General features: G+C 61.0%; 12 protein-coding genes. 2 read left to right on the plus strand and 10 right to left on the minus strand.

Features of this window, described 5'->3' with window-relative positions; genetic code table 11:
* Positions 1 to 170: 170 nt before the first annotated feature.
* Positions 171 to 800, plus strand: coding sequence for a glutathione S-transferase (locus AC3WWR_RS08450; RefSeq protein ID WP_033045382.1), 630 nt, complete (start codon positions 171 to 173; stop codon positions 798 to 800).
* Between the two features lie 29 nt (positions 801 to 829).
* Here the strand turns inward: AC3WWR_RS08450 and rloA2 are convergent, their stop codons facing one another.
* Positions 830 to 1,336: a retropepsin-like aspartic peptidase RloA2 gene (gene rloA2 / locus AC3WWR_RS08455; protein WP_020796053.1), complete on the minus strand. Its 507-nt coding sequence runs from the start codon at positions 1,334 to 1,336 to the stop codon at positions 830 to 832.
* A gap of 274 nt (positions 1,337 to 1,610) precedes the next feature.
* Between rloA2 and yihG the strand changes: the two genes are divergently transcribed.
* Complete coding sequence (gene yihG / locus AC3WWR_RS08460) at positions 1,611 to 2,498, plus strand: 1-acylglycerol-3-phosphate O-acyltransferase, YihG family (protein ID WP_020796054.1); 888 nt, start codon at positions 1,611 to 1,613, stop codon at positions 2,496 to 2,498.
* A 1-nt stretch (position 2,499) separates the two neighbouring features.
* Here yihG and AC3WWR_RS08465 read toward each other — a convergent pair whose 3' ends face one another.
* The 9 genes from AC3WWR_RS08465 to glyA all read right to left on the minus strand — a co-directional run bounded on the left by AC3WWR_RS08465 (position 2,500) and on the right by glyA (position 12,441).
* Positions 2,500 to 3,093 carry a DUF2780 domain-containing protein gene (locus AC3WWR_RS08465; protein WP_492598643.1) on the minus strand — a complete coding sequence of 198 codons (594 nt, stop codon included), beginning with the start codon at positions 3,091 to 3,093 and terminating at the stop codon, positions 2,500 to 2,502.
* 263 nt (positions 3,094 to 3,356) lie between these two features.
* Positions 3,357 to 4,556 (minus strand): formaldehyde dehydrogenase, glutathione-independent, encoded by a 1,200-nt coding sequence (fdhA, locus tag AC3WWR_RS08470; protein WP_020796056.1) that lies wholly within the window; start codon positions 4,554 to 4,556, stop codon positions 3,357 to 3,359.
* Positions 4,557 to 4,746: 190 nt separating this feature from the next.
* Positions 4,747 to 5,604, minus strand: coding sequence for a formyltetrahydrofolate deformylase (purU, locus tag AC3WWR_RS08475; RefSeq protein WP_020796057.1), 858 nt, complete (start codon positions 5,602 to 5,604; stop codon positions 4,747 to 4,749).
* Positions 5,601 to 5,762 carry a hypothetical protein gene (locus AC3WWR_RS08480; protein WP_454866333.1) on the minus strand — a complete coding sequence of 54 codons (162 nt, stop codon included), beginning with the start codon at positions 5,760 to 5,762 and terminating at the stop codon, positions 5,601 to 5,603. The genes purU and AC3WWR_RS08480 overlap by 4 nt, the downstream gene beginning before the upstream one ends.
* A 12-nt stretch (positions 5,763 to 5,774) precedes the next feature.
* Positions 5,775 to 6,407, minus strand: a complete 633-nt coding sequence (locus AC3WWR_RS08485; RefSeq protein WP_020796059.1) for a sarcosine oxidase subunit gamma — start codon at positions 6,405 to 6,407, stop codon at positions 5,775 to 5,777.
* A 148-nt stretch (positions 6,408 to 6,555) separates the two neighbouring features.
* Entirely contained in the window at positions 6,556 to 9,573 is a 3,018-nt protein-coding gene (locus AC3WWR_RS08490) for a sarcosine oxidase subunit alpha (protein WP_168759054.1), read from the minus strand.
* Positions 9,570 to 9,899, minus strand: a complete 330-nt coding sequence (locus AC3WWR_RS08495; protein WP_008057118.1) for a sarcosine oxidase subunit delta — start codon at positions 9,897 to 9,899, stop codon at positions 9,570 to 9,572. The genes AC3WWR_RS08490 and AC3WWR_RS08495 overlap by 4 nt, the downstream gene beginning before the upstream one ends.
* Before the next feature lie 14 nt (positions 9,900 to 9,913).
* Positions 9,914 to 11,164 (minus strand): sarcosine oxidase subunit beta, encoded by a 1,251-nt coding sequence (locus AC3WWR_RS08500; RefSeq protein ID WP_007980419.1) that lies wholly within the window; start codon positions 11,162 to 11,164, stop codon positions 9,914 to 9,916.
* Positions 11,165 to 11,187: 23 nt separating this feature from the next.
* The gene (glyA, locus tag AC3WWR_RS08505) at positions 11,188 to 12,441 is read right to left on the minus strand and encodes a serine hydroxymethyltransferase (protein ID WP_020796061.1); all 1,254 of its coding nucleotides are present in this window, start codon (positions 12,439 to 12,441) and stop codon (positions 11,188 to 11,190) included.
* Positions 12,442 to 12,713 lie beyond the last annotated feature (272 nt).

Raw genomic sequence — 12,713 nt, forward strand, 5'->3', positions numbered from 1 at the left:
CATCCCCCTGTAGGAGCGAGCCTGCTCGCGAAAGCGGTGTGTCAGAGAGCATTGATGTCAACTGACACGGCCTCTTCGCGAGCAGGCTCGCTCCCACAATTGAATGTGATCTTGAGCTCTCGCCTCCACACGTTATGCTGCGTGACACCGCCACCAACCGAGTCACTGCCATGTCCACCCCGAGCATGACCCTGTACCACAACCCCCTCTCCCCCTTCGTCCGCAAAGTCATGGTGCTCTTGCACGAAACCGGTCAACAGGACCGCGTTGCCCTACAGAATTGCGTGCTCACACCGGTTGATCCGGACCAGACCCTGATCGACGACAACCCCTTGAGCAAGATCCCCGCCCTGCGACTGGCCGATGGCAGCATCATCCACGACAGCCGGGTGATCCTCGACTATCTGGATCACCAGCACGTCGGCAACCCGCTGATCCCCCGCGAAGGCTCGGCCCGCTGGCGGCGCCTGACACTCGCCTCCCTGGCCGACGGCATCATGGACGCCGCGGTACTGGTGCGCTACGAAGTCGCCCTGCGCGCCCCGGAAAAACACTGGGACCAATGGCTCGACGGCCAGCGCGACAAAATCCGCCGTGCCCTGGCGTTGCTGGAAAAAGATGCGATGGCCGAGCTGGCCAGCCATTTCGACATCGCCGCGATCGGAGTGGCCTGTGCGTTAGGGTATCTGGATTTGCGCCATCCGGACCTGGACTGGCGATCGGCCAATCCGCAGTTGGCGGCGTGGTATTTCGAGGTGAGTCAAAGGCCTTCGATGTTGGCGACGATGCCGAAGGTTTGATGAAGCTACACCAACACCCTGTGAACCGATCAACAATCCGGCTTGTCCGCCGTAAACCTGCGAGCCGGATTCACCGCCGCGCCAAACTCGCGCAAGGCCTTGGCGCCGATCAACAATGGGTAATTGAAGCTACTGCGATCGGTGAGGTTAACCTCGACCGTGCGTTTGACATTGCCCAGGCACAACTCCAGATCCACCACCGGTCGCTTGGTGGGCGCGATCACTTCGCTGTCATCTTCGTCCTCTTCGGAACGGGTCTTGATCTTGCTGATCCGCGCGACCTTGTGTTCGTAAACCTTATTGCTCGCGCCCTTGGTGGCGAGACGGAAGCGCACCCAGTCTTCGCCGTCGCGGGTGAAGGTTTCGATGTCCTTGGCCGACAGCGACGCGGTCAGGGCGCCGGTGTCCATCTTGGCCTTGAGCACTTCGCCGCCGATTTCCGGTAGCGCGATGTATTCGTAGCGACCGTACAGGGTCGGCTCGGCGGCCATGACCGGCAGGGCGATGAGTGAAAACAGTGCAAGAAGGGATTTCACGTACGGGGAGTCCTTGAGAGATGGGCAGCGCAATTTTAGACCGTTGTCGAATAGATCGTTCCCACGCAGCGCAAAGGATTGCCTCAACGTACGCTCTGCGTTCGGCCCCTGATTTGGGACGCAGCGCGTCCCGGTCTGCATTCCCACGCGGAGCGTGGGAATGATCGGTGTCAGGAGGTTAGCGCGTCAAAGGTGAAACATTCGTCACCGGTGATTTGGCCTGTCGCCCGAAGCTGCTTATCATGGCGCGCCCAAACGCTTCCAAGAGTTCTTTATGCGCCGCCTGCTCACCGGCTGTTTTGTCACATTGCTGCTGTTACTTAACACCCTGGTCCTGATCGGCCCCTTGATGGTGTTTGCCCTGCTCAAGCTGGTCCTGCCCGGCCGCTTTCGCGATTATGCGTCCTGGGTGGTGATGTGGATTGCCGAGACCTGGTCGGAAATCGACAAGCTGATCTTTCGCCTGTGCATTCCCACCCGATGGGATATCCGCGGCGGTGACGATCTGCGTCGTGACACTTCGTATCTGGTGATCAGCAATCATCAGTCCTGGGTCGATATCCCGGCGCTGATCCAGACGCTGAACCGACGCACACCGTTTTTCAAATTCTTCCTCAAGAAAGAACTGATCTGGGTGCCGTTCCTCGGCCTGGCATGGTGGGCGCTGGATTACCCATTCATGAAGCGCTACACCAAGGCTTTTCTGGCGAAGAACCCGGAACTGGCCGGCAAGGATCTGGAGATCACCAAACAGGCCTGCGAACTGTTCAAGCGCCAGCCCGTGACCGTGGTCAACTATCTGGAAGGCACTCGCTACACCAGCGCCAAAAGCACCCAGCAACAATCACCCTTCACTCACCTGCTCAGGCCCAAGGCCGGTGGGGTAGCCTTTGTGCTGGCAGCGATGGGCGAACAACTGGATGCCATTCTCGACGTCACCGTGGTCTATCCACAGCAAGCGATTCCGGGGTTCTGGGACTTGATCAGCGGCAACGTTCCGAGGGTCATCATTGACATCAAGACCCGCGAACTCGACCCGGCGCTTTGGCAGGGCGACTACGAAAACGATCCACTGTTTCGCGAGAAAGTCCAGAACTGGGTCAACCAGCTCTGGAACGAGAAGGACCGGCGTATCGACGATTTGCGCGCCGAGAGTCGCTGAATCAGCTACCGGTGCTGGTGCCGAATCCTGTGTCTGTGTCTGTGCCTGTGCCTGTGCCTGTGCCCCAGATGCTGCCCAAGCTACTCAGCAGGGAACCGCCGACGCCTTGTTGACCTAGGTACTGCAGGATCACCGGGGTAAACATCCCGATCATGCCGGTGTCCATGCCCAGGGCGCTGAAGGCGTTGTTCAGGTCATTGGTGTCCTTGACGTTGCCCAGGGCGTTATCCAGCCCTGCGGCCTTGCCGCTCGAACCGAGCAAACCGGCGAGCGCCCCCAACTCTCCCCCACCCGAGAGAATGTCGATGCCCGGCACGCTTTTGGCCAGCTCCGAATAATCGGTCGAACTCAGCTGATTCTTCGCCAACCCAAGCATCGCCCCGGCGCCGCCGACGGCTTGCTCTGGCGTGATGTTCAATTGGGTGAGCGCGCCCAGCAGGTCTGCTGTCTCAGAGGTCGGCGCAGCCTCCGTGGCCGCGTTGCCCTTCATGCCGGAAATGGCACTGGCCGCATCGCTCAGGCTGAATTGTGCAAAAGCCGGGCTGACCACCAGGGTCATGAGCGATGCCAGGACAAAACCGCGTGAAATCTTCATTCAGACATCCTCTTGCGTCGAGAAAAAACACCCGGCTTTCGGGCGCAAAGCTGCCGGTTTGACCGGGTAGCCGCGGGCATGTTCCTCAGGCCTGCATCCATTTCTCATCCGTTCGTCACAAAGGAGCCCTGAAGCCTGCGGCAATATCAGATTTTCAAACGAAAAAGTGATGTGCACACGCAGCTCTAAAAAACGCGCATTGAGCAAATGCAACTTACAAAAAAAGGGCGATCCAAGATCGCCCTTTTTTACCTATACAGCGTTTACGCCGCGCTGAACAACTTATGCGGATCAATCACAAATTTCTTCGGCACGCCCGCATCAAACTCGCCATACCCTTCCGGCGCCTGATCCAGGCTAATCACCTGCACACCCACCACTTCAGCAATGTTGATACGGTCCCACATGATCGCCTGCATCAGCTGGCGGTTGTACTTCATGACCGGGGTCTGGCCGGTGTGGAAGCTGTGGGATTTGGCCCAGCCCAGACCAAAGCGAATGCTCAGGCTGCCCATTTTCGCGGCGGCGTCCACGGCGCCCGGGTCTTCGGTGACGTAGAGACCTGGGATACCGATCTTGCCGGCGACGCGTACTACGCCCATCAGCGAATTGAGCACGGTGGCCGGAGCTTCGTGTTTCACGCCGTCATGGCCGTGACCGCGGGCTTCGAAGCCTACGGCGTCGATGGCGCAATCCACTTCTGGCTCGCCCAGCAGTGCGGCGATTTGCTCGTGCAGTGGAGTGTCAAGGGACAGGTCGGCGATTTCGAAACCCTGGGCCTTGGCGTGGGCCAGGCGCACAGTATTGACGTCACCGACGATTACCACCGCCGCACCCAGCAGGCGAGCGGAAGCGGCCGCCGCCAAGCCGACCGGGCCAGCACCGGCGATGTATACGGTGCTGCCTGGGCCAACGCCGGCGGTCACTGCGCCGTGGTAGCCGGTCGGCAGGATGTCGGAGAGGCAGGTCAGGTCGCGGATTTTTTCCATCGCGCGATCGCGGTCCGGCAGTTTCAGCAGGTTGAAGTCGGCGTAAGGCACCATCGCGTATTCAGCCTGGCCACCGGTCCAGTCACCCATGTCGACGTAACCATAAGCACCACCGGGACGCGCCGGGTTAACGCTCAGGCACACGCCGGTATGCATTTCCTTGCAGGAACGGCAGCGCCCGCAAGCCACGTTGAACGGAACAGACACCAGGTCGCCGATCTGCAGGTTCTCGACGTCGCTGCCCTTCTCGATCACTTCACCGGTGATCTCGTGACCCAGGACCAGGCCGGTTTGCGCAGTGGTACGGCCGCGCACCATGTGCTGGTCGGAACCACAGATATTGGTGGAAACCACGCGCAGGATGACGGCGTGGTTGATTTTCCTGCCGCGCGGGTCCTGCATTTTCGGATAGTCGATTTTCTGTACTTCGACCTTGCCAGCGCCGAGATACACCACACCACGATTGCCAGACATGCTTTCACCTCGCTGTTGTTTTTATGTAGCGGTCGCGTCGCCATGAATCGGCGGCGCGTTGATTGCTCGGGTTATTGCCTGTTTGTCTTGTGTTGCTTGTCAGGGCCTCTTCGCGAGCAGGCTCGCTCCCACAGTGAATCTCGGAACAACACAAAAAACCTGTGGGAGCGAGCCTGCTCGCGAAGGCGATCTAAAGAACGACCGTACGATTGGCGTTCAAGAACACTCTTCTCTCAATGTGATAACCGACCGCCCGCGCCAGGGTCAGCCCTTCGATATCGCGCCCCTTGGCGATCAGGTCTTCCGGGTAATGACTGTGATCCACCACCTCGACGCCTTGGGCGATGATCGGTCCTTCGTCCAGGTCGTTGTTGATGTAGTGCGCCGTGGCACCGACCAGTTTCACGCCTTTGTTGTAGGCCTGGTGATAGGGTTTGGCACCCTTGAAACCCGGCAGCAGGGAGTGGTGGATGTTGATCGCCCTGCCGTCGAGCTTGCGGCACAGCTCCGGCGACAGCACCTGCATGTAGCGGGCAAGGATCACCAACTCGGCACCGGACTCCTCGATCACCTGCAAGACCTGACGCTCTTGGGATGGTTTGTCGTTCGGGTCCAGCGGGAAATGGTAGTACGGGATCTGGTGCCAGTCGGCCAGCGGCTTGAGGTCCGGGTGGTTGGAGACCACGGCGACTACGTCCATCGACAATTGGCCGATGCGTTGGCGGTAGAGCAGGTCGTTGAGGCAGTGATCGGCCTTGGAGACCATGATCACCACTTTAGGCCGGTAATGCGGCGGCGTCAGTTCGAAGACCATGCCGAAAGATGCACCGCGTTCAGCGAGGCCTGCGCGAAACGACTGTTCGTCGAAACCCTCCGGCTGGCGGAACTCCACCCGAATGAAGAAACGGCCCGAGAGCCGGTCATCGAAGGAGTGGTGCTCGGTGACGTAACAGCCCTGCTCGAACAGAAAGCGCGTCACCGCGTCCACGGTGCCGAGCACGCTGGGGCAGTCGGCGGTCAAGATCCATGTGTCTGGGGCGCGGCTCATAGTGCGGTGACTCCTGAGGCATCGATAAACGAAAGCTGCATCTTGTGGGAGCGAGCCTGCTCGCGATGGACGTTAACGATAACGCGCATTTCCTGAATCAACGCGTTGCCCTCAAGTTCATCGCGAGCAGGCTCGCTCCCACAGTTGATCGCCTCCATGACTGGCTCTAATCAAGCCTGGACGCTAAGCCCGTATTCGGCAGACGCATCCTGCAACCACAACCACCAGTAATCCGAGAAGCTGCGACGGATCAGCAGCTCCCAGGTGTCTTCAGCGGTGTGACGGATCACCAGTTGCGATTTGGCGAACACCGTGCCAACAGCCTTGCCCACCGGGAAGTTGTTGGGGTGCACGTCGTAGCTGGTGGACTTCATCAATACCTGGCGCACGTTCGGGCCGCTCAGTTCGAGGATCTGCTGGCCACCGCTGACGTTGACGATCTGGATGTGCAGGTCGCCCAGCGCTTTGCGCAGTTTTTGCTCGGCGGCGAATTCTTCGCCGGTCGGGACGATCAGCAGCCACTCATCCGGCCCCATCCATTGCAGGCTGGTCTCGCCTTTGACGATGACGGTCAGAGCGCCCGGCAATTCGATGCCCAGGGCCTTGTGCACGCCCGCGGCAAATGCAGCGTCGTGGCCATCACCACGGATGGTCAGGTGACCAAGGAGTTTTTTCTCACGCACGGTAACGCCGGCGTTCTTGCGACCCTTGCCCACGAGGCTGGCGAGGTCGGCGTGATGCAGCGACGACTCGGCCTTGGCCCCGTTGGTTGGGCGCTGTTGGTAAACATTGGCTGCGGTCATAAAGCACCTGTTCCTGAATTCTGTTGGCCCTGTGGAGGCTGTTCCGCCGCCTTCGCGAGCAGGCTCGCTCCCACAAGGGTTACGCAATCTCTGTGGGAGCGAGCCTGCTCGCGAAAGCGTCGGCAGGCTCACCACAGGGCCCGGGCAATTACACGTTCTGGCGTTCGCCTTTCGGATCGAAGAACACCGAAGAAACGATTTCCGCCTCGATCACGCTGCCATCCGCCAGTGGCGCGAACACACGTTCGCCCATGCGGTTCAGGCCGCCCTTGACCACGCCCATGGCAAACGAATAGCCCAGGGAGTTGTGCAGGTAGCTGGAGGTCACGTGACCGACCATGGTCATCGGGATGGCCTGCTTGGTGTTGAACACCAGCTGCGCACCTTCCGGCAGCCACTTGTTCGGATCGATCGGCTTGAGGCCGACCAGCTGCTTGCGCTGATCACGCACGCAGTCTTCACGGTTCATCCCGCGCCAGCCGATCCACGAGAACGGTTTGTTGCGACCGACACACCAGCCCATGTTCAGGTCATCTGGGGTCATCGAGCTGTCAGTGTCCTGGCCGACGATGATGAAGCCCTTCTCGGCCCGCAGCACGTGCATGGTTTCGGTGCCGTACGGCGTCAGGTTGTACTTCTTGCCCGCGTCGACGATTTTTTCCAGCACGCCCATGGCGTAGTCGGCTTGCACGTTGACCTCGTACGACAGCTCACCGGTAAACGAAATCCGGAAAATCCGCGCCGGCACGCCACCGACCTGGGCTTCTTTCCAGGTCATGAACGGGAAGGCTTCGTTGCTCAGGTCGGCGTCGGTGACTTCGCTGAGCAGCTTGCGGCTGTTCGGCCCGGACAGGGTCATGGTCGCCCAGTGATCGGTCACGGAAGTGAAGTACACCTTCAGGTCCGGCCATTCGGTCTGGTGGTAGATCTCCAGCCATTGCAGCACGCGTGCAGCGCCGCCAGTGGTGGTGGTCATCACGAAATGGTTGTCGGCGAGGCAGGCGGTTACGCCGTCGTCGAAGACCATGCCGTCTTCTTTGCACATCAGGCCGTAGCGGGCCTTGCCCACGTCGAGCTTGGTCCAGGCGTTGGTGTAGATGCGGTTGAGGAACTCGCGTGAATCCGGGCCCTGGATGTCGATCTTGCCCAGGGTCGAAGCATCCAGCAGGCCGACGCTGTCGCGCACGGCTTTGCATTCGCGCTTGACTGCCGCGTGCATGTCTTCACCGGATTTCGGGAAGTACCATGGACGTTTCCACTGGCCAACATCTTCAAACTCGGCACCATTTTTCAGGTGCCACTGATGCAGCGCGGTGTAGCGCACAGGCTCGAAAATGTGCCCACAGTGACGACCAGCCACCGCGCCGAAGGTCACCGGCGTGTAGTTCGGACGGAACATGGTGGTGCCCATCTGCGGGATGGTCACGTTCAGCGAACGGGCAGCAATGGCCAAGCCGTTGACGTTGCCGAGCTTGCCCTGATCGGTGCCGAAGCCCAGCGCGGTATAGCGCTTGACGTGCTCGACCGACTCGAAGCCCTCGCGGGTCGCCAGTTCGATGGCGGCGGCGGTGACGTCATTCTGCAGGTCGACGAATTGCTTCGGCGCCCGTGCGGTGTTCTTTTCGTGCGGCACCTGGAACAGCGCCAGCGTCGGCTCTTCCAGACGGGTCAGGGCTTTTGGCAAGGTCGCTTCGACCGCACCGAAACCGGCTTCGCTGGCAGCGCGAACACCGCCTTCAAAACCGTCAGCCAGGGAATCGCCGAGACCGTAGACGCCGTTGATTCCACCGACGCATACACGTTTCTGCGGTGCTTCGCCCGGTACGAAACCAAGGATATCTTCGCGCCAGATCGGCTTGCCGCCCAGGTGCGAGGCCAAGTGAACCACCGGGCTGTAACCGCCGGAACTGGCGACGATGTCGCAGTCGAGCCATTCACCAGGGCTGGTGACTTTGTGGCCTTTGACATCGATCGCGGCCACGCGGGCAGCGGTCACGTGCTTGGTGCCACGGGCCTCGATCACGGCGCTGCCGGTGAGGATGCGGATGCCCTTGGCGCGTGCTTCTTCCACCAGCGCACCGCGCGGGTTGCTGCGGGCGTCGGCGACGGCCACCACTTGCAGGCCGGCATCGAGCCAGTCCAGGGCCACGCGATAGGCGTGGTCGTTATTGGTCGACAGCACCAGTTTCTTGCCCGGTGCTACACCGTAGCGGCGCACATAAGTCGAGACGGCACCGGCCAGCATGTTGCCCGGCACGTCGTTGTTGCCGTAGACCAGTGGACGCTCGTGAGCGCCGGTCGCCAGCACGACACGCTTGGCGCGAACACGGTGGATGCGCTGACGTACCTGGCCAATCGGCGCGCGGTCACCGAGGTGATCGGTGAGGCGTTCGTGAATGGTCAGGAAGTTGTGGTCGTGGTAGCCGTTGACCGTGGCGCGCGGCAACAGCAGCACGTCCGGGGTGTTCTTCAGCTCGGCGATGACGCTGGCGACCCACTCGGTCGCAGGCTTGCCGTCGAGGCTTTCGCGGGAGTCGAGCAGGCTGCCGCCGAACTCTTCCTGTTCGTCCGCCAGGATCACCCGGGCACCGCTACGCGCAGCCGCCAGTGCAGCGGCCAGGCCTGCAGGGCCGGCGCCGACGATCAGCACGTCGCAGTGCTGGTTCATGTAGTCGTAGGTGTCCGGATCGTTCTCGGTCGGCGAGCGGCCAAGACCGGCTGCCTTACGAATGTACTTCTCGTAGGTCATCCAGAACGATTGCGGGTACATGAAGGTTTTGTAGTAGAAACCCGGTGGCATCAGCTTGCCGCCGACCTTGCCGAGAATCCCCATCATGTCGTTGTTCACGCTTGGCCAGCCGTTGGTGCTGGTGGCGACCAGGCCCTGGTACAGCGCTTGTTGCGTGGCGCGCACGTTCGGGATTTGCGTGGCTTCGGTGGCACCGATCTGCAGCACCGCGTTCGGCTCTTCGGCACCGGCAGCGAAGATGCCGCGCGGACGGGAATACTTGAAGCTGCGACCGATGATGTCGACGCCGTTAGCCAGCAGTGCTGCGGCCAGGGAGTCGCCTTCAAAGCCTTTGTAGCTCTGACCGTTGAAGGTGAACGTCAGGACTTTGTTGCGGTCGATCCGTCCGCCGTTGGACAGGCGATTGATCTGGCTCATACCTTCTCTCCCAGAGCCGTGGTGGCCGCTTTCGGGCTATCGGTCTTGTCGGTAAATTGTGGCTTGGTGCCGATCTTGTAGGTTTCGAGAATCTCGTAGGTCACGGTGTCGCGGGTGACGTTGAAGTACTGGCGGCAACCGGCAACGTGATCCCACAACTCGTGGTGCAAGCCGCGAGGGTTATCGCGGAAGAACATGTAGTCGCCCCACTCCTCGTCGGTGCAGCTGTTGGGGTCCAGTGGACGCGGGATGTGCGCCTGGCCGGATGCATGGAATTCCTCTTCGGAGCGCAGTTCGCCGCAGTGAGGACAGAAGATATGCAACATGGGGATTTCTCCTGTTAGTGGGCAACCGCAGCAGCGCCGTGTTCATCGATCAACGCACCGTTGTGGAAACGGTCGATGGAGAAAGGTGCGGCCAACGGGTGCATTTCACCCTTGGCCAGGCTTGCGGCAAACACGTTGCCCGAGCCAGGTGTTGCCTTGAAGCCACCGGTACCCCAACCGCAGTTGAAGAACATGTTCGGGACCGGGGTTTTCGAAATGATCGGGCACGCATCCGGCGTGGTGTCGACGATGCCGCCCCACTGACGGTTCATGCGTACGCGGGACAAGACCGGGAACATCTCGACGATGGCCTGGATGGTGTGCTCGATCACCGGGTACGAACCACGCTGGCCATAGCCGTTGTAGCCATCGATACCGGCGCCGATCACCAGGTCGCCCTTGTCGGACTGGCTGATGTAGCCGTGTACGGCGTTGGACATGATCACGCTGTCGATAATCGGCTTGATCGGCTCGGACACCAGCGCTTGCAGCGGGTGGGATTCGATCGGCAGACGGAAACCGGCCAGCTTGGCCATGTGCCCGGAGTTACCGGCGGTCACTACGCCGACGCGCTTGGCGCCGATGAAGCCCTTGTTGGTTTCCACGCCGATGCACACGCCGTTTTCCTTGCGGAAGCCGATTACTTCGGTCTGCTGGATCAGGTCCACGCCCAAGGCGTCGGCGGCACGGGCAAAACCCCAGGCCACGGCATCGTGACGGGCCACGCCGCCGCGACGCTGGACGGTAGCGCCCATCACCGGGTAGCGGGTGTTCTTCGAGCAGTCGAGGTACGGGATCTCATCGGCCACTTGCTTGGCATCGAGCAGCTCGCCGTCCACGCCGTTGAGGCGGTTGGCGCTGACCCGACGCTCGGAATCACGGATGTCCTGCAGGGTGTGGCACAGGTTGTAGACGCCACGCTGGGAGAACATCACGTTGTAGTTGAGGTCCTGGGACAGGCCTTCCCACAGTTTCATCGCGTGTTCGTACAGGTGCGCAGACTCGTCCCACAGGTAGTTGGAGCGAACGATGGTGGTGTTGCGCGCGGTGTTACCGCCACCCAGCCAGCCTTTCTCGACCACGGCTACGTTAGTGATGCCGTGTTCCTTGGCCAGGTAATAGGCGGTCGCCAGACCGTGCCCGCCACCGCCGACGATGACTACGTCGTAGACCTTTTTAGGGGTCGGCGTGCGCCACATGCGCTGCCAGTTTTCATGGTGACTGAGAGAGTGTTTGAAGAGGCCGAAGCCCGAATAGCGTTGCATAGTCATTTACTCCAAAACCGCACTCAGCGATAAACCGGGAAGTCCGCGCACAGAGCCGACACTTGCTGCGCAACATTGGCCTCGACGTCGGCATCGCCGAGGTTGTCGAGGATGTCGCAGATCCAGCCGGCCAGCGTCACGCACTGGGTCACCTTGAAGCCGCGAGTGGTCACCGCCGGGGTGCCGATACGCAGGCCGGAGGTCACGAACGGCGACTGTGGATCGTTCGGGACAGCGTTCTTGTTCACGGTGATGTGGGCGCGACCGAGGGCTGCATCCGCCTCTTTGCCGGTGAGGCCCTGACGGATCAGGCTGACCAGGAACAGGTGGTTGTCGGTGCCGCCGGACACTACATCGTAGCCGCGTTTGATAAATACGCCGGCCATGGCCTGGGCGTTGTCGATCACTTGCTGCTGGTAGGCCTTGAAGCCTGGCTCCAGCGCTTCCTTGAAGCACACCGCCTTACCGGCAATCACGTGCATCAGCGGGCCGCCCTGGGCACCGGGGAACACTGCAGCGTTGAGTTTCTTCTCGATTTCTTCGTTGGACTTGGCCAGGATCAGCCCGCCACGTGGACCGCGCAGGGTCTTGTGGGTGGTGGTGGTGACCACGTCGGCGTAAGGCAGCGGGTTCGGGTACAGGCCGGCGGCGACCAGGCCGGCAACGTGGGCCATGTCGACGAACAGCAGCGCACCGACTTTGTCAGCGATCTGACGGAAACGTGGGAAGTCGAGGGTCTTGGAGTAGGCCGAGAAGCCGGCGACGATCATCTTCGGCTTGCACTCGACGGCCAGGCGCTCGACTTCGTCGTAGTCGATCAGGCCGGTCTTGGTGTCGATGCCGTACTGCACGGCGTTGTACAGCTTGCCCGAGGACGACACTTTCGCACCGTGGGTCAGGTGACCACCGTGGGCCAGGCTCATGCCGAGGATGGTGTCGCCGGCTTGCAGCAGCGCCAGGTACACGGCGCTGTTGGCCGAGGAACCGGAGTGCGGCTGGACGTTGGCGTAGTCGGCGCCGAACAGTTGCTTGGCGCGTTCGATGGCCAGGGCTTCAACCTTGTCCACGTGCTCGCAGCCACCGTAGTAGCGCTTGCCCGGATAGCCTTCGGCGTATTTGTTGGTCAGGCCGCTGCCTTGCGCTTCCATCACACGTTTGCTGGTGTAGTTCTCTGACGCGATCAGCTCGATGTGATCTTCCTGGCGTTGCTCCTCGGCATTCATCGCCGCCAGCAGTGCATCGTCGTAACCCTGGATCTGGTCTTGCTTGCTGAACATCGCGTCTCTCCCAGCGGCGGCACTGCGCCATTCGTCTCGGTGAGGCACTGGCTTTTCGGCAGTGCCCTTTGATAGCGATGGTATGACCGGCTTCGAGTCGTCAAATGCCTACGCGCGCCACGTAAAGGTGCGTTTACGACATGGCGGGAAATGGCAGGTCGGACACGACCCGCGAACCAACTGCAATCCCCTGTGGGAGCGAGCCTGCTCGCGAAGGCGATGAGTCAGAAACATTGATGTCGCCTGACACTCCCTCTTCGCGAGCAGGCTCG

The sequence above is a fragment of the Pseudomonas sp. EB271-G4-1 genome (assembly GCF_058791355.1).

Excerpts from the sequence above, each read along its gene's own strand:
- AC3WWR_RS08450 (WP_033045382.1), top strand. The coding sequence starts at position 171 with ATGTCCACCCCGAGCATGACCCTGTACCACAACCCCCTCTCCCCCTTC.
- yihG (WP_020796054.1), top strand. The coding sequence starts at position 1,611 with ATGCGCCGCCTGCTCACCGGCTGTTTTGTCACATTGCTGCTGTTACTT.
- AC3WWR_RS08465 (WP_492598643.1), bottom strand. The coding sequence starts at position 3,093 with ATGAAGATTTCACGCGGTTTTGTCCTGGCATCGCTCATGACCCTGGTG.
- fdhA (WP_020796056.1), bottom strand. The coding sequence starts at position 4,556 with ATGTCTGGCAATCGTGGTGTGGTGTATCTCGGCGCTGGCAAGGTCGAA.
- purU (WP_020796057.1), bottom strand. The coding sequence starts at position 5,604 with ATGAGCCGCGCCCCAGACACATGGATCTTGACCGCCGACTGCCCCAGC.
- AC3WWR_RS08480 (WP_454866333.1), bottom strand. The coding sequence starts at position 5,762 with ATGGAGGCGATCAACTGTGGGAGCGAGCCTGCTCGCGATGAACTTGAG.
- AC3WWR_RS08485 (WP_020796059.1), bottom strand. The coding sequence starts at position 6,407 with ATGACCGCAGCCAATGTTTACCAACAGCGCCCAACCAACGGGGCCAAG.
- AC3WWR_RS08490 (WP_168759054.1), bottom strand. The coding sequence starts at position 9,573 with ATGAGCCAGATCAATCGCCTGTCCAACGGCGGACGGATCGACCGCAAC.
- AC3WWR_RS08495 (WP_008057118.1), bottom strand. The coding sequence starts at position 9,899 with ATGTTGCATATCTTCTGTCCTCACTGCGGCGAACTGCGCTCCGAAGAG.
- AC3WWR_RS08500 (WP_007980419.1), bottom strand. The coding sequence starts at position 11,164 with ATGCAACGCTATTCGGGCTTCGGCCTCTTCAAACACTCTCTCAGTCAC.
- glyA (WP_020796061.1), bottom strand. The coding sequence starts at position 12,441 with ATGTTCAGCAAGCAAGACCAGATCCAGGGTTACGACGATGCACTGCTG.